We start from the raw sequence: 25085 nt of genomic DNA on the forward strand, positions 1-25085 counted from the left end.
ACGTTGTCTGGTTTCATACAAAAGCAAAAAATAAATTATAGAAGGATTTACGATTATTGTCTATTATATTGTTTAAATTTGAATAATTAAACAATATCTGTTTTTTTTAGTTTTTTTTGATCATGAAAGTTGTTCAATTTACCGTTCCTGTTCCAAACCAGGGCTCTGTTTGTGTACAAGAGGATCTGTTGGTGGAGTTCTACAGTAACTATCATCGACATAAAGAAATTCAACTGACATACATCTTAAAAGGTGAGGGTACTTTTTTGATTGGCAATTTTACCCATCAATTCAAACAAGATGAAATTTATATTGTGGATGCCAACGAACCCCATATGTTTCAACGTTCGGAATTGATTCCTGATCCCATATTAAAAGAACAAATTCATGCCATTCATATATTCTTCGACTACACGAGATTCAGGGATTTTTTACAGCTACCAGAATTAGAACAAGTTCGTTTCTTCCTGGAAAATATCAATGTGAGTAAAAAGTTAGATGCAGGATCAAATCCTGCGATCAAACGAAAATTCTTACAGATTAATGAAACAGAAGGATTAGAGCGGTTAACGGCATTTGTTAGTTTGATTGATTACCTTACTGAAAAAGTAGATCTTTGGACATCGCTTTATACCGGAATTCCACAGAAAAAGTATTCTGATGCAGAAGGCATACGTATTAATGAGATTTTCCAATATACATTTAAGCATTTTGAGGAAAAGATATCACTAGAAGATATTTCAGGAGTTGCTCATATGACACCGCATGCATTTTGTAAATATTTTAAGAAACATACGCGAAAGACTTATATCACCTTTCTTAACGAAATTCGCATCGAACAAGCCTGTAAGATGTTAATCCATGGTCTGTCAGAAAATGTATCGGATATCGCTTTTAAAACAGGTTTTAATAATGTGGTCAATTTTAATCGCGTATTTAAAAAAATCACCAAACTTTCTCCAAGTGAATACTTGGTGCAACATAAAATAAAAGACATGAATTAATGCTCATCAATACCTTATATTAATGAAAATCAAATTACAACCTCTATTTTTAAGTTTTCTCTTTTCATTCTTTTTCTTTCCTGGTTGTTTTGCACAACGTTATGCCATAGATACATTGCAGTATCAAGGAACTGATCAAAAGGTGGTGAACCTCGTAATCTTAGGCGATGGTTATACACAAGCACAATTGACAGATTTTGAAGAAGATGCCAAACGTTTCACGGATTATTTCTTTCAGACAGAACCTTTTCGTCAATACAGTAATTATTTTAATGTGTTTGCGATCAAAACACCTTCTCCAGAATCTGGAGCCACACATGCCTGTAGCGCGAGTGACTGCGTGCATGGTCATACAGATTTGAGTGAATATCCTGTGCGATTTAATAAGTTTACAAAAAAATATCCAGTTCCCGTCGCCTCTCCCAATACCATATTTGGAAGTAGCTTTGATAATGGAGGATTACATCGATTGGTCGTTCCCCAGAAATATCGGATCATCGATCAGGTGTTGAAAGATCATATTCCAAATTATACACAAGTTGTAATTTTGGTCAACTCTCCTTTTTATGGAGGTTCTGGTGGTAAGTATGCGACTGCTACAGTTAACTTTATGAGCAATGATATTGCAGTACATGAGATCGGTCATTCTTTCTCTATTCTGGCAGATGAGTACTGGGCTGGTAATCAGTATGCCATAGAGGGACCCAATCGTAGCCAAGAGTCAGATCCAACAAAAGTGCCTTGGAAGCATTGGGTGGGTATGCAAGGTATTGGCGTGTATGCTTATGGCGGAACAGGATCAAAGTCTACTTGGTTTAGACCTCATGAATTTTGTAAAATGCAATATTTGGTAGCTCCATTTTGTGCGGTATGTCAAGAAGTTTTTGTGGAAACCATACACCAGAAGACGAATCCAATCGTCGCTACCTTGCCAGTAGCGAGTAAATTAATAGATGCAGATAGTAGTATGTCTGTTTTCACGCTAAAATTATTAAAACCATCTCCCAATACATTGGATGTGAAATGGTATCTCAACGATCTTTTAATTGATCAAAACATCGATTCGATTTATTTGAATGTGGGGATGCTTCAATTGGGACACAATCAATTAAAAGCGATTGTAAAAGATACGACTTCTTTAGTTCGGATCGATTCCCATCATGCTCATCAGTACGAAACAGTATGGTCGATTACCAATAATAAAGATCGTGAACTTAGCACCCCGTTATCCAATTGGGGAGATACGTTGGAGACCTGTTTTAATGGTGGACAGGTATTGAATATCAAACAGGCAAGTCGCGGATTGACATACAATTGGTATCGTGAAAATCAGCTGGAAACTCCTTTTGCTTCTGGAGCTAATGTGAGTGTGAATGAAGTCAAGGAATCAACAAGTTATTTCGTCGAAAGTGTGTGGAAAGGTAAGAAATCTCCTCGAAGCAAAGTATTAGTTAAAGTTTTTGATAAGGTTGAAAAACCTAAAGGTGCCAAAGTAAAGTTTGATAAGAAATTAGGTAAAATCCGCATTACTTTAGAGGAAAAATCTGATGATCGTTACAATTATTTATGGTGTAACGAAGATGGTACATTGTTGTATGAATGGGATGACTTTAATGGTGAATATGTCCGTCCAAAGGGAAGTAACAATCAATTTATCCTGAATAAATCAAACACTAAATCAAAAGTATATGTGCTAAAAGTTAATAAATTAACAACATGTCGCAGCGAAAGATTAGAAATCATCATTCCTAAATTTTAACATTTAAAACTAATAAGTATCTTTAAAGTTGTTATTGTGTAACTAACCTTAGATATTTTATGAAAAAGAATGCCCAATTTAATTTGAGCATATCTTCTTTAGTATTCATCTTTTTATTAGCCGCTGCTTCATCATGTCAAAAGAATAAGAAAATTTCAGATGAATTAGAAGAAAATGTGTTCGCTGTAAAATTCAAGATTAAAGATTTTGAAAGTATAGTAACGCCACTGCAAAAGGCCAGTGGCGTGAAAAAATTAGCTTCCGGAAAAGCGACAGGAAGTTCACAAGAAGAGATTCTATTTCAGTGGACTTTTGATTTAGGTAATACTGATCCTACTATAGCAATCAATCCATTACCTATCATTGATTATAATAATGGTAAAGTTGATTATAGCTTTACAGCTGGATGGCCCACCACTGGTAAATCAATCAACTTTAGAGGTGCACAGTCAATTCTCTTAAAACTTCCTGTGCAAAGAATTACATCGATCCAGAGTTTAAGTATGGATGTCAATAGTTCAGGAACTGGACCACGTGCATTATTGATTGATTATTCAACAGATCGAGGTTTGTCCTTTTCCAAACTTTCAGATACCATTCATTATCCGATAGAGTTAGCAAATACTGGTGTTGCAAAACTGCCAGTCACTCAATCCTTAACAGCAATACCCGTTTTAGGAAAGGAATATGTTTGGATTCGTCTGCGTTTATTTGAAGGTACACGACCTACGGGCAGCATCTATAATCCAACTACCGGCACCTTTAAAATGGACAATTTAATGATAACGGGAATCACAGATGAATCAGTTTTACAAAATAAGCTCTATTATCATATCTATAATTCTGAAAGTCAGGCATTGGTTAAACAAGGGGGAATCTCTGCCCAAGAAAGTTTTGAAATTGATCTGCCTGTCGGGACATACTATTTGAGTTTGGTTACCAAAAACTCCAACAGTCCCATTATTTTTGCAAATAGTGCTAACCGAAGTGGTTTTTATATGAGCAATTCATTTCTGGAAAAGGAAGTGGAGATCTATGCTGTAAGGGATACATTTGAGGTGAACAACGCTATGGAAAGGGTATTGACATTAGATCGGATCTTTAGTGAAATTAATGTAGAATTTACGGATGTGGAAGATTTGAGTAAAATTGATAGTATCCGCATTCAGCAAAAACATCCTAGTTTTTATTATTACCCCTTTAGTAATAGCAGCAATACCCAAATGGATGCCAGTGTCCTGCTGATAGAACCAAACTTTACAACGAATAATAAGAAGTTTTATTTTAATCAATTTATGGGATTCCACGATACCAATAGATCTATTAAGTATGAGTTGAAAGTATTTGCTGAAGGAGTTCCGATTCGAACATTTGAATTGAGTACTGATGTTAAAAACAATATGCAAGTTCTTTTTAAAGGTTTGTTGCTCGAGGGATTTGACCCCATCCAGGGATTTATCATTCGAAAGAATGAAACATGGAATGGTCAGGTGGATGTAGATTTTTAATATTGACAAGTTCTTGTGGATTAGGCTCTTCTCCACATAAATCATTAAAAAGGGTGTTCTTCTATGAAGAAACACCCTTTTTTATATCTTTGATATCATTATAAGACTTTTTTTAATAAAGTATTCCAACCTACGAGGTCAGAAACGAATTGTTGTAGGTCGGCAATTGCTACACGCTCTTGTTGCATTGAGTCACGGTGACGAATAGTAACCATGTTGTCTTCTAATGATTGATGGTCAACTGTGATACAGATCGGTGTACCGATAGCATCCTGACGACGGTAACGTTTACCAATGGAATCTTTTTCATCATATTGGACATTGTAGTCTAATTTCAAAACAGACATAATCTCACGCGCTTTCTCTGGAAGACCATCTTTCTTGGTTAAAGGTAAAATGGCTGCTTTTACCGGTGCGATCGCTGGAGGAAATTTCAATACAACACGTGAATCTTGTTTCTCATCTGTAGAAAGATCTTCTTGAACCAATGAATTACATAATACCGTTAAAAACAAACGATCTAAACCAATCGATGTCTCTACCACGTAAGGGATATAGTTTTGATTGATCTCGGTATCAAAATATTGCATTTTTTTACCAGAGAACTCTTGGTGTTGTTTTAAATCAAAATCTGTACGAGAATGGATACCTTCTACTTCTTTAAATCCAAATGGAAAGTTGAATTCGATATCCACTGCTGCGTTAGCGTAATGTGCTAATTTATCGTGATCGTGGTAACGGTAATTATCTGGATTGAAACCTAAAGCTAAATGCCATTTAAGACGAGTTTCTTTCCATTTGTTGTACCATTCCATTTCTGTACCTGGACGAACAAAAAATTGTAATTCCATTTGTTCAAATTCACGCATACGCATGATAAATTGACGCGCAATGACTTCGTTACGGAAAGCCTTACCGATCTGAGCAATTCCGAAAGGAATTTTCATGCGGCCAGTTTTTTGAACGTTTAAGAAGTTAACAAAGATACCTTGAGCAGTTTCAGGACGTAAATATACTTGTTCGGCACCATCAGCCATTGCTCCCATTTGTGTCGCAAACATCAAATTGAATTGACGAACATCGGTCCAGTTTTTTGTTCCTGAAACAGGACAAACGATATTATGATCTTCAATAATAGTTTTCAAACCAGCTAGGTCATCAGCGTTCAAAGCAACATTTAAAGCTTCTAATAAAGCAGCAGCTTTATCAGTTTTACCATCCGCTTCGTAACGGGCTATTTTATCCTCGATCAACTGATCAGCACGGTAACGTTTTTTAGAATCTTTATTGTCGATCATGGGATCGTTAAATCCATCCACGTGACCTGAAGCTTTCCAAGTTGTCGGATGCATGAAAATAGCAGCATCGATACCGACAATGTTTTCATTCAATTGCACCAGGGATTTCCACCAATAGGTCTTCAAGTTGTTTTTCAGTTCAGAACCTAATTGACCGTAGTCATAGACAGCACTTAAGCCATCATATATTTCACTCGATTGGAATACAAAACCATATTCCTTGGAGTGTGATACTATACTTTTAAAGAAGTCGTCTGTTTGTTTGCTCATAAGTAGCAAATATAAATATTAGTATTTAGATTTTAGATAGTAGGGCCTAGATATTGCTATTTAGCTTTTAGTACAACATGAATGCATACTAGGATCTGTGTGAAAAGCCTCTTTTGCAGCAATTGAAATCATTACTGCAAAAGGGTTTTTCCAAAGTTGCCGATATCACCTGTGCTTTTTGTGAACCAGCAATAGGGTTATCTGCTCTCTATTTTATTAGATCACGGATTTGTTGGGAGGCATTTTTATTATCTACCTTTTTAATAATATGTGCAATATTTCCTCGTTCATCAATGACAAATGTTGTACGTGCAGTCCCCATGTATTTTTTGCCATACATGTTTTTCTCTACCCATACGCCGTAGTCATTGACAATTTTTTGGTCTTCATCCACCAGCAATTGAAAGGGTAGTTCATGTTTGCTGATGAACTTTTGATGAGATGCTTCTCCATCGATACTGACACCGATAATTTCGAAACCCTCCTTTTTTAGGGATTGGTAATTATCTCTAAAATTGCAAGCTTCTGTCGTGCAGCCTGGCGTATTATCTTTTGGGTAGAAATACAAAATTACTTTTGTGCCCATAAAATCTGACAAAGAAATGCTTTCTCCATTTTGGTTTTTAGCCGTTATTGCAGGTGCTTTTTGTCCTACTTCTAGTGTTGCCATATGGTATTATTATTAGTCTTACGTACAAGATACTGATTATCTCGTGAAATTGGCTTCATAAATCCTTACATTATCTTTCCAATCTTTGACCTCTAGTTTAAAGTTGTGTTTTCCCGAACTTAAATTAGATTCAAAAGTATGCCAGATATGACGATTTTTAGGGTCATACTTCATCAGTACCCATTCTCCATCGATATAGGCATTAAAGGATTGAATACCGGATAAATTATCTGAAATGGTAAAGTCGATCTGTTTCTGGGCGGAGACATTTTTATTATTCACTAAATTACGAGCCGTAATGGTTGGTGCGATTGTATCGACTGCAATATAGAAATCGCCAAAACTTCGCACCGATCCTGTCACTAAGCCATTTTCATATTTTCCTCCTTGAGATCCACCATCAGTGGACATGAGCAGTGCTTTGCTGTAAAGTTCCTTTGTGAGCTCTGCAGTTGGTCTAATGCTTAATGTGTACGAACCAAATACAGGAGTAAATTTATTATGAATACGCTGAAGTTGCGAGTACGCATTGACAGGTTTAGGACCCTCGCTATAAGTAAAGTTCAGGTTATCGTACAAGGTGTTTTTAGGAACAGTAACCTTTACATTATCAGCTTGGAATACATTGTCAAGCAGAAAATTGAAGTACTTTCCAGCGTTTGATGGAGTATTTTTCACCACGTAGTTTGCATCCCTTTGCACTTCAAAATTTATTTCTGTTGCATTACCCTGTACATCTTTTACAACATAGCGAACTTGATGCACTTGGTCATCTTGGAGCTCCATAACACCATTATTTTCTAATTGATAGTAGATGTCTATAGGGTTTCCAGGCTGCTTGAAACTTTTTTGTACACGAACATTTGATTTTTTCCAGTAGGGGTAATCGATGTACGAATGGATAGCACGTGTTTTATCAAATGGAATTGCTTCGAAGAGGACGGTACTGATATTTTTGTTGTCCAAAAACAGTTCAATCGAGTATACCCCATAGGTAAAGGAAATGCCTTTGCGTTTATCAACGGTATTAATCCCTAAACCAAACCTGCCATTAACAGGAATGGGAGCATTACCAGAAAGGCTATAATTGCCATTTGTAAGTGCTTTTACAGTCTGGTGTCTTCGTGGTGTATTTTCATTGAAAATGGGATCTGCCAGGTCATAAACCGTTAGACCTCGAATAATGGGTTTAGTATCATCGGGAAAGGTAAGTCCGAATAATTGAGTGTTAAAAGGAAGTTGCTGCTTTGTGTCGCGGATTTCAAAATGAAGATGTGGTCCTGCCGAACCGCCCGTATTACCAGAGTTGGCTAAAAGCTGTCCTTTTTTTAAATTAAACTGCCCTGGTTTTAAGAATAAATCAACGTCAAAACGCTTTTGTTTATATTGTTCTGCTTTTATAAAAGCATTGAGTTCATTATTGAAGCTTTCTAAATGTAAATATACAGAAGTATAGCCGTTAGGATGATCGACATAAACCGAATTTCCACCCCCACTAATCTGTACACGAATACGTGACACAAAACCGTCTGCTACAGCATATACTGGTATATTAATTTTTTGTTGCGTGCGGTAATCATCGCCACCATGAAAATGAGTAGCTCTCAACTCGCCAAATGAACCAGATGCCTGTGGAGCGATATCCATAGGTCGCCTAAAATAATTTTGTGGATATTGACGATGTTTGATGATATCTTGTGCTTGTATCGTTGTCGTAGCCATAGTAAGCAGACTGATTATAAAACTTAATTTCTTCATAATCGCTTACTTAATGACACAACTAAACATTTGCTCTTGACCGATATATCCAACTAAAGTATCACCAATAATTACTGGGCCCACGCCTGCAGGAGTTCCTGTATAAATTAAGTCTCCTTTTCGTAAAGTAATGAACTTGGATATATATACAATTAGATCTTCATAAGAAAAAATCATATCTTTTGTATTTCCCTGTTGTACAAGTTCTGTATTCTTGACTAATGAAAAATCAAGATTTTTAAGATCACCTAAATTTTCTTTAGGTATCAGTGTACTGATAACTGCTGAACCGTCAAAAGATTTCGCAAGTTCCCAAGGTAAACCCTTTTCTTTATGTTTTTGTTGTATATCTCGAGCTGTAAAATCTATTCCTAATCCGATGGCATCAAAATATGTATGTGCAAATTTGGTACTTATATGTTTTCCCTCTTTACAGACACGTAAAACGATCTCCGCTTCATAATGAATGTCATTCGAAAAATCGGGGTAATAGAAGTCTTTATTGTCTTTTAGTAAAGCTGTATCTGGTTTCATGAAAACAACGGGTTCTTTGGGAATGGGGTTGTTGAGTTCTTTAGCATGGTCTATATAGTTGCGGCCTATAGCAATAACTTTCATCTTGATCTATCTTAAAATTAAGGCACCAGAGTATATGAGTTTTGGTGCGGAATATACAAACTTAATAAATGTAGAAAGTAATTCAAATTGATTCGAGGTAAATCCATACCATATTAAGAATTAACAGAGATTTAATAGGGGGATAATAGGGGGTTAATAGGGGTATACCCCTACTAACCCCCTATTAAAACTAACTAAACAATATCTTATACCTAAATTAATGTATAATTTTGTATATATTTGGTATTGAGGAGTGTAAGAGGATTTGAAAACCAAATAACTATCTAAACCAATGGCAATTCAAGAAAATGGTCCTAATGGACCTTTTAGAGGTAAAGTAGGTTCAGTATATGGCTATAAGCTCAATGGCCAAAATATTATTAGAGGTGCTCGAAATAAAAATAGAAAACCTCCAACCGAAGCTATGTTGCTGAATCAGCAGAAGATGAAGGTTGCGAATAATTTTATTGGATCTGTAAAAGCTTTAATGCAATATGGCTATCGTCATCTTGCTCCAAAGGGAAGCAAAATCGGTCCATTTCAATTGGCACAACAACACATCTTAAAGGAAACAATGGAATTGGACGCAGATTGCCAATATTATGTCAATGTTGAAAAAGTTTTTATTTTTAAAGGTCCTCTTTCTCCTCCGACAGGTTGTTCTGTTGAAAGGCATGGCAAAATGTTGCATATGAAATGGATTGTTAATGCGGATTATATCGATAAAATGTACAAAATGAGCTTCGCATTATTTAACACAAAGGAATTTATACAACTTGATATTGGTGTCGCTGAGGTTAATCAAGGCTCTTGTACAGTACCGTTAATTGGATCTTTTGACGAGAAAAATCCCATTCACGTATATTTTGGAATATGGGATTCGTACCTTGATTTAAATTCCGATTCGGTGTATTGCGGTATAGTTGAGTAGGAATTGCCCTAGGGTTTGCCTATTTTTAACGGATGAAAGATTTAAGAGCTGTATTTTTTGATTTTGATGGAACCTTGGTAGATTCTGAACGTTTTTATTTTGAAGCATGGAAGCCAATTCTTAAACAGCACTTTGCTGTTGATTTGGATTTCGAAACTTGGATTCAGTATTTTGCAGGACATACTTTGGCCCGTAATATACTAACGATGAAAGAACTCTGGGGAGTTGACGTTAAGGAAGAATTCATGTGGAAAAGTACTAGGGAAAATTATGCAAATCAAGATATGTTAACGATCCCTTTGATGCCACACGCAAGAGAATTAATTGATTTTTTGATGGAAAGGGACATTCAGATGGGTTTAGTGACTTCCAATTTTAGGCCAACCGTTGAGCGCATGCTTGAGCATTATGGCTTATTGCAACATTTTTCATGGTTCGTAACCCGTGAAGATGTTGTTAATCCTAAACCGAATCCAACTTGTTATCAAAAAGCCTTGTTATTATCCGGTTTTGATACATCAGAAGTCGTTGCTGTAGAGGATACCGCGACAGGATCTCGTGCTGCATATGATGCCGGATTGACATGTATTGCTGTAACAAAGCAAAAAGCTGAACGTGATCGCTTGGATTTTGTGGACCATCTTTTATTCGATCTCAAAGAGGTTAATGACCTGCTCAGATAGTTTTATGTATTTTTTTATAAAAATTAATCGTTTTAGCTTTGTTATTTTTAATATTATCTTTAATATTACAGCAGTAAGAATACCTTATTATGATGAATCGAAGAACCCTTGTTAAGCAGTTATTTATTATCGCAGGAGGAATCGCCATATTGCCTTCTTGTCTTCGTGAACAAGGGGGCGCATCTATTGTGCTCCAAAATATTAAGTTATCAGCTTCAGATGAAGATTTTTTGGCAAAGCTCGCTGAAATTGTTATTCCTAAAACAGATTCTCCAGGAGGATTAGAACTGAATTTGCATTTATTTGTGATGAAGATGGTCGATGATTGCGAAAGTCCTGAAAACCAACAGGTATTTGTAAAGGGTATGCAGGCATTAAAGGACAATTCCGAATCGCAGACTTCAGAACAGCTTTTAACCTCTATAACAGCTTTGGAGGGTCACAAGGAGGGAGATGAAGCTGCTTTTTTTAAGATATTTAAAAATCGGACTATTCAAGGATATTTAAATTCTGAATACGTGATGAAAAACAAGTTGATATACAAATTGATTCCTGGGCCTTATCAAGCTGCGGTAAAATTGAAAGCGTAAATGGCAAATATTAATATAGACAGTCAAAAAGATAGAACCTACGATGCAATTGTGATTGGATCGGGGATTAGCGGTGGTTGGTCTGCGAAAGAATTGTGCGAAAAGGGATTGAAGACTTTGGTTTTAGAGCGAGGTCGTGATGTGAAGCACATTAAAGATTATCCTACCACCAATATGAATCCTTGGGAATTTGAACATCGCAATGAGATGCCATATGCCATAAAACAGGAAAATCCAATCGTTAGTAAATGTTATGCTTTTCATGAAGATGCGGCTCATTTTTTTGTCAAAGATAAAGAGCATCCTTATGTACAAGATAAACCTTTTGATTGGATTCGCGGATATCAAGTAGGTGGTAAATCGCTTTTATGGGCGAGACAAACACAACGTTGGTCTGACTTTGACTTTGAAGGTCCAGCTCGTGATGGTTTTGCTGTGGACTGGCCCATTCGTTATGCCGATCTAAAACCATGGTATGATTATGTTGAAAAATTTGCAGGGATTGCTGGCGATAAGGATGGCTTGCCCGAATTGCCTGATGGCGAATTTTTACCGGGTTATCCGCTTAATATGGTAGAAAAATATTTCAAGCAATCGGTATCCTCTCAATATCCAGAGCGGAAAGTAATTTCAGCACGCTGTGCACACCTTTCCAAACCCAATCAAATTCATTTTGATCAAGGACGTGTACAATGTCAAAATCGTACTTTATGTCAACGCGGTTGTCCATTTGGAGGTTATTTTAGCTCCAATGCTGTAACGTTACCTTGGGCTGCAAAAACTGGGAACATGACTCTCCGTCCCTTTTCTGTGGTTCATTCCATTTTGTATGATGAACAAAGAGGTAAAGCTGTAGGTGTTCGCGTGATCGACACCAATACCAAGGAGGAAATCGATTTTTATGCGCGTATTATCTTTGTCAATGCAGCAGCAATCAATACAAATTTAATTTTGTTGAATTCGAAATCCAATCGTTTTCCTAATGGTCTAGGTAACGACTCGGGCGTTCTGGGCAAATATGTTGCTTTTCATAACTATAGTGCCCGAATTTATGCAGAATATGAGGGTTTGCAAGATTATACTACTGAAGGAAGAAATCCAGCGGGTGGGGGATATATTCCTCGATTTAGAAATTTACATAAACAAGAAACGGACTTTCTTCGTGGATATGCGGCAGGTTTTGGTGCTTATCGTGGTACCTCTGCTGATCGCTCAGGTGCTGGGGAATCCTTGAAAAATAATTTATTAAATCCGAAATTAGGCAATTGGCAAGTCGGCTCCCATATGATGGGAGAAACGATTCCAAAAGAATCAGGCCAGGTAACATTGGATACTAAGAAAACAGATGATTGGGGAGTTCCTTTACTTCATATTGCTGTCGATTATGATGATAATGATGCAAAGATGAAGAAAGATTATCTTGATACGATGGAGGATATGTTTAAAACGGCAGGATTTACCAATATTCGACGTGATGATGGTAGTCAAGCTCCAGGCCTGGACATTCATGAAATGGGGGGAGCGCGTATGGGCTTAGACCCAAAAACGTCTATGCTAAATAAGTGGAATCAAATACATTCGGTACCCAATGTTTTTGTTACAGATGGTGCAGCAATGACATCAACTTCTACTCAAAATCCTTCTCTAACTTATATGGCTTTTTCTGCTCGTGCGGTGGATTATGCCCTAGCAGAAATGAAAAAAGGAAATCTATAATACCTTTTAAAGATTAAGCTTTTTTTTTAAAAAAGCTTAATCTTTAAAATTAAAATACTAATTTAAACCAATCTTGATTATTCATTATCCGAATTTAATCAAGTTACAATAACCTTATAAATGCTTAAGATAACATCAGTGATGCGGTGTATTTAGGTTTATTGTGCAATTTATAGACTCAAGCTTGAAAAAAATTATGATGTAATAACCAATTATGATTGGTATTTTCTCTTGAAATATAAATCGATTTTTATAAAAATAATAACCATACAGAATAGAAAAATTTGTTTTAGTGTCTTTGAAAGGGAATTCTATTACAATATTTATTTTTCTAAATAGCTAAAACGATTAAACAAATTATGATGTTAAAACCAACTATGATCAAAACTTTTCTTAAGGCATAAAATATGCTTTTTTAAAAGATTATAACCAACAAACAAACATGTGTTAACATTTTGAGGGAAACCTATGTATTTATTTTTTTCTCAAAAATGGCTAAAACGATTAAACAAATCTAAATCATTTTAAAAATTATGAACAAATTTGACGCAAGAACATTTTTGCAGTTAAAGAAAAAATCAAAATTGTTTTTTTCTTTAGCTGTTATTGCTGGATCTATGCAACATGTCTATGCATCGTCAGTTACTTCGTTAGGATACGTGGAAGTATCAGAAGCAAAAAACCTTGTTGCTAAACAAGGACAAGTAAGTGGTAAGGTACTGGATGGCACAGGAAATCCAGTACCAGGTGTGACTATCTCGGTGAAAGGATCTCCAGGAGGAACTCAGACTGGACAAGATGGTAGTTTCAGTATCAATGCTAAAGTCGGAGATGTACTCGTTGTATCGTCTGTAGGGTATAAGACCTCAGAAACAAAAGTGACGAGCACCACCAGCTTAACCATCCGTCTCGAATCAACTGCAGATCAATTGGATGAAGTAGTTGTGGTCGGTTATGGTACGATGCGTAAGTCTGATGTGACCGGATCTATAGCTATGGTGAAAGGTGCAGACATGATCAAAGATCAGAATTTTAGCCCATTGGACAACCTAAGAGGTAAAGCATCAGGTGTTAACATCTTCTCCAATTCCAGCCAGCCTGGAGCCTACGGTAATAAGGTAATCATCCGAGGAATGGCAACGATCAATTCTTCATCTAGCCCACTATATGTTGTCGATGGAGTTGTCATGGAAGATTTTCAGTTGTTGAATCCCAATGATATTGAAAATATTGAAGTACTAAAAGATGCATCTTCTGCTGCGATTTATGGTGCTCGGGGTGCGAATGGAGTAATTCTAGTTACGACCAAGCGTGGTAATAAAGATGGAAGACGCACCATTAGTTATCAAGGATCACTTGGTGTAAGTTCTCCGCAGCGTTATATGGATCTTCTAAATGCACAAGAGTGGACAGATGCATTTATGATTGGCTTGGAAAATGAAAACAAATACCAAGGAAAAACTTGGGATTTGGATCGTTCAACATGGTTCAATGATGCTGATTACTTTGATGCAGGTGGTAAACCATTGTATGATACCGATTGGCAGAGGGAAGCAACTCGAACGGCTATTTCACAAAATCATCAACTCAGTATTCAACAAGGTGATGATAAATCCTCAGTTGGTGCTTTTATTAATTATACTGATCAACAAGGTATCGTTAATAACACGTATAATAAACGTTTAAATGGTAAGTTGGCTTATGATTCTAAACCCACATCTTGGTTATCAACAGCTGTCAATTTAAGTGTGAATCATACTTGGGGACGTTATACGCCTGAGGATGGGGGTGGGCAAGATGCTCGTCGTACTATGATTGAAATGCTTCCTTGGCTTCCAGTACGAGATAAACTCGGTGAATATACAAATTCTGCTTCTTCATCAATCGCTGATGTTCTTGGTTTTGAAGGTATGGCCAATCCCGTTTCAATTTTAGAATTGCAAAAGCGTATGCGTTATAATACGCAGATTTTTGGTAATGCTGCTTTGACGTTTCATCTTGCTGATGGATTAGATCTGAAAACACAATTTGGTATTGATAATCATGATAAAAAATATCAGGGTTACTCATCTATATCATTGAATAATATCTCCAAACCAAATGGTTGGGCTGAAAGAAACCATACCAATACTTTCTACTGGCAGGAAGAGACTTATTTGACTTATAATAAACAGTTTGATAAACACCGTATTAATGCAATGGCTGGTTTATCGTGGCAAGCTCGTACCTATGATTTCGATAATTCAAGAACGGAAGGTTTCTTTGATGATTTTTATGAATTCAATAATATGGGTATCGGAATTTTACCGGCTCCTCCAGGATCAAACTGGAATAAATGGGCAATGAACTCGTATTTTTTAAGAGCTTCTTATTCGTATGATAATCGTTATTCGGCGACTGTTACGAGTCGTTATGATGGTTCATCCAAATTTGGAAAAAATAATAAATATGCTTTTTTCCCGTCAGCTGGTTTAGCATGGAATGTTTCTAACGAAGATTTCTTAAAAGGGAATGAATCTATCAGTAACCTAAAACTACATAGTAGTTATGGAATGACGGGTAATTCCGAGATAGATCCATATAAATCTTTAGCTATTGTTGAAGCTGGAACTATATTATTGAACAATAATAGAGCTCCATATTCTTTTGTGAGTACCATTGCCAATCCTGATTTAAAATGGGAGAAAACAGCTCAGTTTGATTTCGGAGTGGAGTTGGGATTATTTCAAAATCGTTTAAATTTTGATATTTCTTACTATCATAAAAAAACTACTGATTTATTGTTAGATGCGCCTGTGCCAACAGCATCAGGATTTAGTACGGTAATGAAGAACATTGGTTCTGTACAAAATAAAGGTTTAGATATGATGATCACAGGTACTCTTGTAAATAACGAGAATTTCAACTGGAAATCATCTCTAAATATGAATTACAATAAAAACGAAGTATTGAAATTGGGTGAAAATAATGCCGATATTTTAATGAATAGTTGGGTTGGTGGACCTAATAGTGTGATTCGTGTGGGAGAAAATTTAAATAGTTTTTTCGGTTATCGCAGATTGGGAATTTATACACAAGCAGATGTGGATGCGGGTAATGCTACCTTAAATCAAATAGGTAGACCAAAACGTACAACAGAAAAAGAGATTATTGGAAAGGGAATACCGGATTGGACGGGTAGTTTTATTAATAATTTAAGATATAAAAACTTTGATTTTACTTTAGATCTTCAATTTGTTAAAGGAGTAGAAGTAATGCAACAATTTTTTCATTCTACTTATGACCGTTTTGGTATTACCAATGGTTTAAAAGAGATTTTAACCGATGCTTATAACGGTACAAATCCCAATACCATGGAGCAAGCGATCTACCTCACTAATGGAGGACATGCCGGTCAAGATAGTAACGTTGACGATTCATGGGTAGCAGATGGCTCCTATATTCGAGTGAATTTAATTCAATTGGGCTACACGTTTAAGCCAGAAGTGTTGAAACGGGTGGGGATGTCTAATTTAAGGATCTATGCAAATGCTAATAATCCATTCTTATTTACATCGAGTGATTTCAAAGGATATGATCCCGAAAGTACTTCTCAAGGAACAGGTAATTTTGGACAAAATATGACATTCTTTGCTTATCCAAGAGCGAAGACTTTCTCTTTAGGTCTTAATGTTACATTTTAATTTTTAGAACTGAATACATGAAAAATAAATTTATTATATTGTTACTGGCCGGATTGGCAATGACAACTTCCTGTAAAAAATTTTTGGAAGAAGATCCACAATCAAATTTATCATTAGAATATTATTACAAAAATGCTGGACAAGCGGAAGCAACAGTAAATTCTCTTTATCGACGTGGTGCTCCACAGCGCATTTCATTTGCTAGTAGTGCTTATATTGGACCTACAGCCTCTGTGAATACGATGTTGACTGGATACTTTACCAATAGCTACGAAGGACAGGAAAGAGTCTGTTTATTTTCACGTGAGTTGACTCGTCAAAATAATACAAATTTGATTTCTGGGACGATGAATACCATTTGGGATGATAGTTATAAAGCAATTAATATAGCCAATGCAGGTTTGAAATATATTCCTGAAATTAATATGGCTGAAAATGTGAAAAATCGACTTCTTGGCGAAACTAAATTTTTTAGAGCCTTTAACTACTTCTATTTAGTAAAAACATTTGGAGCAATACCTCTATCTACAACTCCTAATGAGACTTTAAAGGATGATCTTTATTTAGAAAGAACAGATGCTGCGACAGTATATGCATTAATTGAGGCTGATCTGAAAGAAGCTGTTGAATTATTACCGGCAACTAAATTTGCCCAAAATGGTCATCGTATTACCAAATATGCAGCCGCAATGACTTTAGCAAATGTTTATTTGCAACAAGGAAAATTTGCAGATGCAGCCGTAGCAGCTAAAATTGTGGTTAATTCAGGTCATAGCATGACCACCAACTCAGACTTAGGAATGAACAGTGCCTACAATCGTTTACGTAGTACCGATGATCTGGATGAAGTGATTTATGCTCAAGAATATGATGCAACAATTAATAGTGGCAGTTGGTGGCCAACTTATGCTTTTAATTCTTCTGCTGTATCGGTGTTTGATAAGTATGCGATCTTTGAACGTGTATTTGGTCCAACAAAGCAGTTTTTAAATGTGTATGATACCAAAGATCTTCGTATTCAACCCAACCAATTCTTTCATTGGAAATATACAAATCCGAATACGGGTAAGGTTTGGGAGTCAACTGAAGCAGGTGTTTGGTATTATTTTGATGAACAGGCATTACTGACAACGGGAAAGGCAACGAAAGATTGGAATTTTTATCGTTATCCTGAAGCTTTGTTGATTGCTGCGGAAGCTATTGCTAAAAGTGGTAGTGTGACTGCTGAGGCTGCCGGTTACTTAGCTCAGGTTAAAGCTCGTGCTAATACCGAGAACAAAACTGTGGCTGATTTTACATCTGAACTTCAAGGTTTATCTGTTGATAATTTTGTGAAAGAATGTTGGATTGAGCGGTTGAGAGAATTCCCATTGGAGTTTAAAATGTGGGATGATATTTTAAGAACAAAAATGTTTCCTGTTATATCTACGACAGAAGCGGGTAAAATTGATTTCGTTCCTCTTATTGGAGCTAAAAATGGATCAGGTGCAATCTTTAAAGAATCAGATCTTTTATGGCCAATTTCACCAGATGAAATTCAAAGAAACAATAAACTAACGCAAAACGAAGGTTACAATTAAAATCGAAAGGCTGTCCCGTACTCGGGACAGCCTTTTTTAGATCTCATCACAAATATGAAATTATTTAGTTTTTGTGCAGTTTTAATGATTCAATTGTGTATAATTCCGTTATGTGCACAGGAAAAGGTGCCATTTGATTTGGCAGCTTCACAAACAATGAAGCGGATTTATCAGTTTTTTGGAAATTCGGAGAATCAGTTGTTATTGGAAAAATATCCATTTGATGAAAATTTTAAAGCTGATTATCTAAACAATAATGAACAAGCGGCGCAACAGAAAAAATATGCTTATCTATGGCCTTTTTCGGGTAGTTTTTCGGCCGTGAATGCGTTGATGGAATTGCCAAAACAAAAAAAAGAATATCAAAAAATTCTGGATAAAAAGGTGTTGATAGGTCTTCATGTCTATCGTGATGAAAAACGTCTACCAATAGGTTATGCTTCTTATTTGAACACAGCAGCTGCCTCTGATCGTTTTTATGATGATAATATTTGGTTGGGTATTGATTTCACTGATAGTTATTTGTATACTAAAAAGGATGTATATCTTACAAAAGCTAAGGAGATATGGACTTTTGTAAAAAGTGGTGAAGATAGTCTACTCGGTGGAGGAATCTATTGGTGCGAGCAAAAAAAGGAATCAAAAAACACCTGTTCTAATGCGCCTGCTAGTGTATTTGCACTAAAACTCTTTGAAGCAACAAAAGATAGTGTATATTTTCTAGAAGGAAAGCGACTTTATCATTGGACAAAAGAAAAACTGGAAGACCCTACGGATGGACTTTATTGGGATAATATGAGCTTAAATCGCCATGTGGATAAAGCCAAATATTCATATAATTCAGGTCAAATGTTGCAAGCTGCTGCTTTATTGTATCGATTGACCAAAGAGAAGCAATATTTGATTGATGCCCAAAAGCTAGCTGAAGCATGTTATTCTTATTTTTTTCAAGATTTTTTAGGGCAAGAATTTAAGTTGTTGAAAAACAGTAACCTTTGGTTTCATGCTGTGATGATGCGGGGCTTCATTAGTTTATTTGAACAAGACCAAAACCCGAAATATATCACTGTATTCGCTAAAAATTTGCACTATGCGTGGCGGAATATGCGCGATGAAAAGGGATTGTTCTATGCCGATTGGACGCTTAAAAATCGAAAAGAGAAAAAAGATTTACTTGATCAATGTGCATTTGTAGAAATGTATGCTCGATTGGCAAAGCTTAGTTATTAGCAAAAGAGGCTGATTTTTTGTTGATTGTGTAAAAATCAGCCTCTTTTATCACTTACTATAATACATTCATCCTTTTTCCATCCCATCCGACAGCTTTCACCTGTGTCGTGCCTGCTGGAGTGTGTACAATGGTATTGGACACATCGTTTGAACCAGCACCAACAAAGGCTACCTTTACCAATTTGTCGCCCGTATATGTTTCAAATGCTACTGCATTTTTCCACGCATTATTTTGAATAATGATTTTACCTTCCTTTTTTTCAAAACCAGCTCCAGTGTTTCCACTTAGCGGTGATTTGTTTTTATAGATGTCAGCACTATTTGCGGTGATATAATGTAATACTGGTGTCGAGGGTTTAGAATATTTTGCAGCATACTGTTTTATTTCCGCAATATCTGAAGCGGTGATTGTCATTTGTGCGCAGGTATAATCATCTACCCACAGATCTATTGGTATGAGCATACCAGACTGTTCAAAGAAATCTGTGAGGTCTAATTTTGCTGCATCACATGCATTTTTTATGAATTCCATTTGATAGTATGCATCTTGCTTTTCTGGAGTTTCTGCAGCATTGATGGCTTTTGTATAGATATCGCCATAGAAGTTTTTATGCTCCCAGACATTTCCTTTTCCTGCAACAGTAAAGTATAATTGTAATTGCCAAAGGGGAACTAATTTTACGAAGTGATCTCCGCCCCAATCACGTGGACGTTGGCGATCCCATCTATCTGGACCGGCTTGTGTTAACCAGGGTTGACGGTGTACAAATGCAGATTCCATATAAGCAGTGATACGGCCTCCAATTTTAGCTTCATCATAGTCTTTTAAGCGTTCTCGTTCTAATTTGGGACTATGGCTGTTATACGTATATTGTGTCCATACGGAATAGATGTTATTGGTTACCTCTGTTGTACCTACCCATTTCATGTTTGGTCGTACTTGGTTGACATGACCAAACTCATGCGCTACTCCCCAAGAATTTTTTCTAAGATTAGCCACATTTGCAACATCTTTCATGGTATTATCGTGAAATGCAGCTCCGATACCATCAGCATGCATAAATCCTTGCCAGATCACACGACCAAACATCCTGTTTTTAGGTACTCTTTTAGTCTGTGCTAATCCCATAATTTGGTGTTGAATAGCGATAATAGAATCATACAGCTGGATCAGTTCTACTCCTTGATGAGGCGCATTTTGCTGTAATGATTTTACGGCATATGCCAGTTGTACATGTTTTCCAACAATATCTAAAATTGGACCTGAGGCATTCGCCAGCATATCATCCCAATCTTTATTGGTATGCTTGCCTCGTTCAAATACATCATTTACTTGTCCACCGAGTATGTGGATATTGATCTTTTTTGACGAGACTTTGTCTTCTGAAAAATATTGAATGTACGCATTTCCTTTATTTTCAATCTTGAAAGCATTATACCCTTCTTTGAGCTGATAATCCTTTTGTTCAAAATTTTGATCATCCCAATTCGTTACACGAAGTGCAAGTGCTGCTCCATTGGTCTTTCCGACCCATACAATTGCTTCATCTCCTGTAGAGAAATAGATACCCGTTGGGTTTTCATATGAAGAGTACGGACTTGTTTTGAGCTGTTTGCTCAAGAGGAAGGGAGAGAGGTAGTTTGTATAGGCACGTAAACGTTTTTCAAGAGGATAGGATCCATCTTTTAATTGTCTTGCGGCTTTCTGTAAAGTCGGGTTGCTGATACGCGCAATATCTTCATCGTTGACATTCTTTTTTATTTGACTGTAATCGTTTTTTGCAAATAGGTGGCTATACTCCTGCTGTGCATAGGATTGTATACTGATAGCAGATAATAATAAAAATGTAAATAATTTATTCATCTTAGTCGAATTGGTTTGTTGGTAACACCAAATATAGTTCAAAAGAGCTTCCTCTGTATTGCTTCGATTTCAGACAAACGTTTGTGTAATAGAGGTTTTACGTTTTATAGTTTTTGCTCTGTTTCTTCAATTATTGATAACGAGTGTGAAAGTTTGTATTTCAAGTTGATATGTTTGTCTTTTTCTGTTTTGGAGTAAAACAAGATATTCGTTAGATTTATCATATGAATATTTGATGTATTCATGAATCTGATTATTTAACTCTGCAAATCGATCAGATCATGGATTCGTTTAAAATAAAAACTCCCTTTACTTATTCAGTAAAGGGAATCTATATCGGGATAAGTATATGCTTATACGTTTACTGTAGCATCCATTTTGAAATCGTCATCTTTAAGATGTACGATTTCCATTGACTTTTCGTAGTTAGTTGATTTTTTCGAGAAGAAGTCATGTTGTGTTGTTTCGGTATTTAAGCCATTTAAAACAATTGGATTTACTTGTTTTACTTCAAAAATCGGATCAAATCCAAGATTCATTAATGCCTTGTTGCCGTTGTAACGTACATATTCTTTTACTTCTGCGGTTAAACCAACTTCTGTATAGATTTCTTCTGTATATTTCATTTCGTTGTCGTACAACTCGTTTAACAATGTAATGAATTTTTGTTTTACCTCTTCTTGATTTTTTATTTTTTTAAAGACTTCTTGTGCCATTAATCCAACGAAAACCCCGTGGATAGACTCGTCAGCAATGATCTTTTTGATGATATCTGCAGAAGCAACCATTTGACCTTGCCCGCATAACCATAAAGGCAAGAAGAAACCTGAATAGAATAAAAATGACTCTAGAAGCACTGAAGCTGCTAAGGTCATAAATAATTCTTCATTTGTTGGGTTTTTCTTGTCTAATATGCGGTAGTAAGAATCAATCGTAGAGGCTTTGAACTGCAAAAATTTGTTTTGTTCAACCCAACCGAAAATATCATTGATTTCGTTTGTCGTAGATACTGTTGTAAAAATAGTTGAATATGATTTTGCGTGGATAGCTTCCATCATACACATATACGATAATACGGCCTTATTTTGTAAAGACTCTGTATGGTCAATGATTTTTGGCATACCCGTATGACTTTGTAATGTATCTAACAAAGTTAGTCCGCCCAATGCTTTTTTATAGCATTCTTTCATTTCCCAGCTTAATCCTTTCCAACTATCGATATCTTTCGAAGGGATATATTCGGTATCAATCCAGAATTGTCTAATATTTTGCTCCCAAAACATCAAGGCATAATCATTATCTGGCGTATTCCAGTTTACAGCAGTATATTGTTTACTCATTATTTTTACAGCGAGAATTATTGAATGTATATGTTAATAAAGCTATTCAAAAGTCCTATTATCTTTTGAATAACTTATGGGTTTTATCTTTTAATGAAGAATTATGCTGAACAAGAAACACAATCTTCAATAGATGATTTACGTGTCCGTGTATAATACAATGACTTAAGACCTAATTTATGTGCATAAATATAATATCTAGATAGGTCACGTGTATTATCTTTCGAATTGGTATGCAAAATTGTACTTACCCCTTGATCAATGTGACGTTGGATAACGGATACTAATTTAAGGACCTTAAATTGATCCATATCGTATGCCGATTTGAAGTAGAAGTAATTATCGTTTGTCAAATAAGGCATTGGGTAGTATGTTGTACTATCTCCATACTCACGAACTTCAATGATATCCACAATCGGCATAACTGATGCTGTTGCATTCATGATATAAGATGTGGATTGGTTTGGCGCGATAGCCAATCGATAAGCGTGATAAATACCATGCTCTTGAACTTCTGCTTTCAACTTTTCCCAATCTTCAATTGTTGGAATATGAACACCTTCAAATAATTCTTTAACCTTATCTGTTTTTGGTAAATAGTCGCGTTCTGTATACGTGTTAAAATATGATCCATCTGCATAAGCGGACTTTTCAAATCCTACAAATGTTCTTTGACGATCACGTGCGATTTCCATCGATGCTTCTAAAGAGTAGAAGTTCATCATCATAAAGAATGCATTGGCAAAGTCTAATGCTTCCTCCGATTCGTACATAATAAAGCTTTTTGCTAAATAACCATGTAGATTCATAGCACCAAGCCCTACTGAATGTAATTCTTTATTTGCTTTGGCGATAGAAGGAACCATTTTGATATCGGTAACATCAGATACCATTGTTAAAGCGCGCATTGCTAATTTAACCGATTCTTTAACACGTTTATTATCCATTACGGTAGCTATATTCAAGGAACCTAAGTTACAGGAGATACCATATTTGATTTGATCTTCTTCTCCGTAGATATTTATTTCTGAAACCTCAGACACCTGCATGATCTCTGTACATAAGTTTGAGAATTTCACTTTACCAATGCCATTCAATGCATGAGCACGGTTGGTATTTTCTTTGTAGAAGATATAAGGATAGCCGGACTCTTTTTGTGTCTGTGCAACCTTGACTAACATGTGACGAGCGTTGATTTTCTTCTTCTTGATATTCGGGTTGGTGATCAACTCTTCGTACATCTTGTCCATATCCATCTCGTCCAATGGTATGCCATATTCTAGCATTACGGTATGTGGATAGATTAAGTAACAAGCTTCATCCTTTTCCGCTAATTCCATGAACTTATCAGGAATAATAATACCGATAGAAAGTGATTTGATACGTACTTTCTCATCGACATTGATTTTTTTACAGTCTAAAAATTCTTCAATGTCAGCATGGAAAATATTTAAATATACTGCACCAGCACCAGGACGTTGTCCCAATTGGTTGGCATATGAAAACGTATCTTCCATGATTTTCATGATGGGAAGGACACCACCAGCGCGACCTTCTACTCCTTTGATCGCTTCGCCACGAGCACGAATTTTCGAGATATTGAATGAAACACCGCCACCGATCGATGATAACTTCATTGCTGAATCAACAGCATAGCCAATACCATTTAAATTGTCACCAATTTCATCTAAGAAACAAGATACCAATTCGCCAGAACGTTTTTTACCTGCATTTAAGAATGTTGGTGTTGCTGGTTGATATTCTTGATTGATAAATAATTCGGCATAAGCAATTGCTTTTTCCACACCTTCTTGACGTGCTAAAAATAAAGCCACTGCTACGACACGGTCTTCATAGCGTTCCAGAAATTTCTCTCCCGAGTCATCTCTTAGTGCGTAGCTCTGGAAAAATTTAAATGCAGCCATAAAGGATGCAAAGCGGAATTTTTTTGCAAACACAAAATTATAAACGGTTTCCATTTCTTCGTATGTAAACCATTCGTAGAAATTGATATAATAATTTTGTTCAATTAAATAATCGATTTTTTCTTTTAATGTATAAAAGAATACGGTATTCTTATTTACATACTCTAAAAAATAGGCACGAACGGCCTCTTTATCTTTATGTAAGCTAAACTCGTCATCATGTTTGATCATGATTTCGTTGTTAAGCAATATCCAGTTTTTTGCTACCTCGTTTGCTACCATCGCAGTTGTTCTTTATGATGTCAATAAATTGGTTAATATCCTCCATTGTACCAGACAATTCAAATTTGAAAGCCAATGGGATGTCAAAGTCCGCCGAAATTTTGTCAGCAGCTAATCCGAAATTTTGTCCCCAATTGCGGTTACCGCTTGAAGTGACCGAATAGATTTTTGAAGCATTTGCTTTCATAAATACTATGGTCGTTTCAGGTATTTGTCCGAAATTAGTGGTAAAAGTTACGAGATGCCCCGATTCTTCAGCAACAAGATCTGCGGTTATTTTATGTCCTTGCCAGCCTGTAATTTGTGTGACCTTATCCATAAAACGTTGTACATTTCCTGTTTTGCTATCGTAATAAATATGTATCATGGATTATAA

The 25085-nt window shown here is 36.1% G+C and carries 18 protein-coding genes; 10 read left to right on the forward strand and 8 right to left on the reverse strand.

Annotation, left to right across the window (positions count from 1 at the left end; translation table 11 throughout):
- The first annotated feature begins 122 nt into the window (after positions 1-122).
- From C8N37_RS07005 to C8N37_RS07015, 3 genes are read left to right on the forward strand one after another with little or no spacing between them, the layout of a single operon-like run.
- Positions 123-1004, forward strand: a complete 882-nt coding sequence (locus tag C8N37_RS07005) for an AraC family transcriptional regulator (protein WP_108158232.1) — start codon at positions 123-125, stop codon at positions 1002-1004.
- Between the two features lie 22 nt (positions 1005-1026).
- A complete protein-coding gene (locus C8N37_RS07010; protein WP_108158233.1) occupies positions 1027-2763 on the forward strand; it encodes a M64 family metallopeptidase in 1737 nt (578 codons plus the stop codon).
- Positions 2764-2822: 59 nt separating this feature from the next.
- Entirely contained in the window at positions 2823-4271 is a 1449-nt protein-coding gene (locus tag C8N37_RS07015) for a hypothetical protein (RefSeq protein ID WP_108158234.1), read from the forward strand.
- Between the two features lie 98 nt (positions 4272-4369).
- On the opposite strand, the gene C8N37_RS07020 is transcribed toward C8N37_RS07015, so the two are convergent.
- The 4 genes from C8N37_RS07020 to C8N37_RS07035 all read right to left on the reverse strand — a co-directional run bounded on the left by C8N37_RS07020 (position 4370) and on the right by C8N37_RS07035 (position 8885).
- Entirely contained in the window at positions 4370-5839 is a 1470-nt protein-coding gene (locus C8N37_RS07020; RefSeq protein ID WP_108158235.1) for a glycine--tRNA ligase, read from the reverse strand.
- A 208-nt stretch (positions 5840-6047) separates the two neighbouring features.
- Entirely contained in the window at positions 6048-6509 is a 462-nt protein-coding gene (bcp, locus tag C8N37_RS07025; protein ID WP_108158236.1) for a thioredoxin-dependent thiol peroxidase, read from the reverse strand.
- A 36-nt stretch (positions 6510-6545) separates the two neighbouring features.
- Positions 6546-8267: a M23 family metallopeptidase gene (locus C8N37_RS07030; protein WP_108158237.1), complete on the reverse strand. Its 1722-nt coding sequence runs from the start codon at positions 8265-8267 to the stop codon at positions 6546-6548.
- 6 nt (positions 8268-8273) lie between these two features.
- Positions 8274-8885 (reverse strand): fumarylacetoacetate hydrolase family protein, encoded by a 612-nt coding sequence (locus C8N37_RS07035; protein ID WP_108158238.1) that lies wholly within the window; start codon positions 8883-8885, stop codon positions 8274-8276.
- A 292-nt stretch (positions 8886-9177) separates the two neighbouring features.
- Between C8N37_RS07035 and C8N37_RS07040 the strand changes: the two genes are divergently transcribed.
- From C8N37_RS07040 to C8N37_RS07070, 7 genes are all read left to right on the forward strand, one after another.
- Positions 9178-9816 carry a DUF6266 family protein gene (locus C8N37_RS07040; RefSeq protein ID WP_108158239.1) on the forward strand — a complete coding sequence of 213 codons (639 nt, stop codon included), beginning with the start codon at positions 9178-9180 and terminating at the stop codon, positions 9814-9816.
- 32 nt (positions 9817-9848) lie between these two features.
- A complete protein-coding gene (locus C8N37_RS07045; protein ID WP_108158240.1) occupies positions 9849-10499 on the forward strand; it encodes an HAD family hydrolase in 651 nt (216 codons plus the stop codon).
- 89 nt (positions 10500-10588) lie between these two features.
- Positions 10589-11089: a gluconate 2-dehydrogenase subunit 3 family protein gene (locus C8N37_RS07050; RefSeq protein WP_228115913.1), complete on the forward strand. Its 501-nt coding sequence runs from the start codon at positions 10589-10591 to the stop codon at positions 11087-11089.
- Positions 11090-12805: a GMC oxidoreductase gene (locus C8N37_RS07055; RefSeq protein WP_108158242.1), complete on the forward strand. Its 1716-nt coding sequence runs from the start codon at positions 11090-11092 to the stop codon at positions 12803-12805.
- A gap of 533 nt (positions 12806-13338) precedes the next feature.
- Positions 13339-16488 carry a SusC/RagA family TonB-linked outer membrane protein gene (locus C8N37_RS07060; RefSeq protein ID WP_211322209.1) on the forward strand — a complete coding sequence of 1050 codons (3150 nt, stop codon included), beginning with the start codon at positions 13339-13341 and terminating at the stop codon, positions 16486-16488.
- A 17-nt stretch (positions 16489-16505) separates the two neighbouring features.
- Complete coding sequence (locus C8N37_RS07065) at positions 16506-18068, forward strand: RagB/SusD family nutrient uptake outer membrane protein (RefSeq protein WP_108158243.1); 1563 nt, start codon at positions 16506-16508, stop codon at positions 18066-18068.
- Between the two features lie 54 nt (positions 18069-18122).
- Positions 18123-19298, forward strand: a complete 1176-nt coding sequence (locus C8N37_RS07070) for a glycoside hydrolase family 76 protein (protein WP_108158244.1) — start codon at positions 18123-18125, stop codon at positions 19296-19298.
- Positions 19299-19353: 55 nt separating this feature from the next.
- Here the strand turns inward: C8N37_RS07070 and C8N37_RS07075 are convergent, their stop codons facing one another.
- From C8N37_RS07075 to nrdI, 4 genes are all read right to left on the reverse strand, one after another.
- Positions 19354-21162, reverse strand: coding sequence for a M60 family metallopeptidase (locus C8N37_RS07075; protein ID WP_108158245.1), 1809 nt, complete (start codon positions 21160-21162; stop codon positions 19354-19356).
- 353 nt (positions 21163-21515) lie between these two features.
- On the reverse strand, positions 21516-22502 hold the full coding sequence (gene nrdF, locus C8N37_RS07080) for a class 1b ribonucleoside-diphosphate reductase subunit beta (protein ID WP_108158246.1): 987 nt from the start codon (positions 22500-22502) through the stop codon (positions 21516-21518).
- Between the two features lie 101 nt (positions 22503-22603).
- On the reverse strand, positions 22604-24709 hold the full coding sequence (nrdE, locus tag C8N37_RS07085; RefSeq protein ID WP_108158247.1) for a class 1b ribonucleoside-diphosphate reductase subunit alpha: 2106 nt from the start codon (positions 24707-24709) through the stop codon (positions 22604-22606).
- Positions 24669-25076: a class Ib ribonucleoside-diphosphate reductase assembly flavoprotein NrdI gene (gene nrdI / locus C8N37_RS07090; protein WP_108158248.1), complete on the reverse strand. Its 408-nt coding sequence runs from the start codon at positions 25074-25076 to the stop codon at positions 24669-24671. The genes nrdE and nrdI overlap by 41 nt, the downstream gene beginning before the upstream one ends.
- Positions 25077-25085: the final 9 nt, after the last annotated feature.

The organism is Sphingobacterium faecium (assembly GCF_003054045.1).
Classification (GTDB): Bacteria; Bacteroidota; Bacteroidia; order Sphingobacteriales; family Sphingobacteriaceae; genus Sphingobacterium; species Sphingobacterium faecium.

Excerpts from the sequence above, each read along its gene's own strand:
- nrdE (WP_108158247.1), bottom strand. The coding sequence starts at position 24,709 with ATGGTAGCAAACGAGGTAGCAAAAAACTGGATATTGCTTAACAACGAA.
- nrdI (WP_108158248.1), bottom strand. The coding sequence starts at position 25,076 with ATGATACATATTTATTACGATAGCAAAACAGGAAATGTACAACGTTTT.
- C8N37_RS07070 (WP_108158244.1), top strand. The coding sequence starts at position 18,123 with ATGAAATTATTTAGTTTTTGTGCAGTTTTAATGATTCAATTGTGTATA.
- C8N37_RS07050 (WP_228115913.1), top strand. The coding sequence starts at position 10,589 with ATGATGAATCGAAGAACCCTTGTTAAGCAGTTATTTATTATCGCAGGA.
- C8N37_RS07020 (WP_108158235.1), bottom strand. The coding sequence starts at position 5,839 with ATGAGCAAACAAACAGACGACTTCTTTAAAAGTATAGTATCACACTCC.
- C8N37_RS07040 (WP_108158239.1), top strand. The coding sequence starts at position 9,178 with ATGGCAATTCAAGAAAATGGTCCTAATGGACCTTTTAGAGGTAAAGTA.
- C8N37_RS07010 (WP_108158233.1), top strand. The coding sequence starts at position 1,027 with ATGAAAATCAAATTACAACCTCTATTTTTAAGTTTTCTCTTTTCATTC.
- C8N37_RS07065 (WP_108158243.1), top strand. The coding sequence starts at position 16,506 with ATGAAAAATAAATTTATTATATTGTTACTGGCCGGATTGGCAATGACA.
- bcp (WP_108158236.1), bottom strand. The coding sequence starts at position 6,509 with ATGGCAACACTAGAAGTAGGACAAAAAGCACCTGCAATAACGGCTAAA.
- C8N37_RS07055 (WP_108158242.1), top strand. The coding sequence starts at position 11,090 with ATGGCAAATATTAATATAGACAGTCAAAAAGATAGAACCTACGATGCA.
- C8N37_RS07045 (WP_108158240.1), top strand. The coding sequence starts at position 9,849 with ATGAAAGATTTAAGAGCTGTATTTTTTGATTTTGATGGAACCTTGGTA.
- C8N37_RS07030 (WP_108158237.1), bottom strand. The coding sequence starts at position 8,267 with ATGAAGAAATTAAGTTTTATAATCAGTCTGCTTACTATGGCTACGACA.
- C8N37_RS07005 (WP_108158232.1), top strand. The coding sequence starts at position 123 with ATGAAAGTTGTTCAATTTACCGTTCCTGTTCCAAACCAGGGCTCTGTT.
- C8N37_RS07075 (WP_108158245.1), bottom strand. The coding sequence starts at position 21,162 with ATGAATAAATTATTTACATTTTTATTATTATCTGCTATCAGTATACAA.
- C8N37_RS07060 (WP_211322209.1), top strand. The coding sequence starts at position 13,339 with ATGAACAAATTTGACGCAAGAACATTTTTGCAGTTAAAGAAAAAATCA.
- nrdF (WP_108158246.1), bottom strand. The coding sequence starts at position 22,502 with ATGAGTAAACAATATACTGCTGTAAACTGGAATACGCCAGATAATGAT.
- C8N37_RS07015 (WP_108158234.1), top strand. The coding sequence starts at position 2,823 with ATGAAAAAGAATGCCCAATTTAATTTGAGCATATCTTCTTTAGTATTC.
- C8N37_RS07035 (WP_108158238.1), bottom strand. The coding sequence starts at position 8,885 with ATGAAAGTTATTGCTATAGGCCGCAACTATATAGACCATGCTAAAGAA.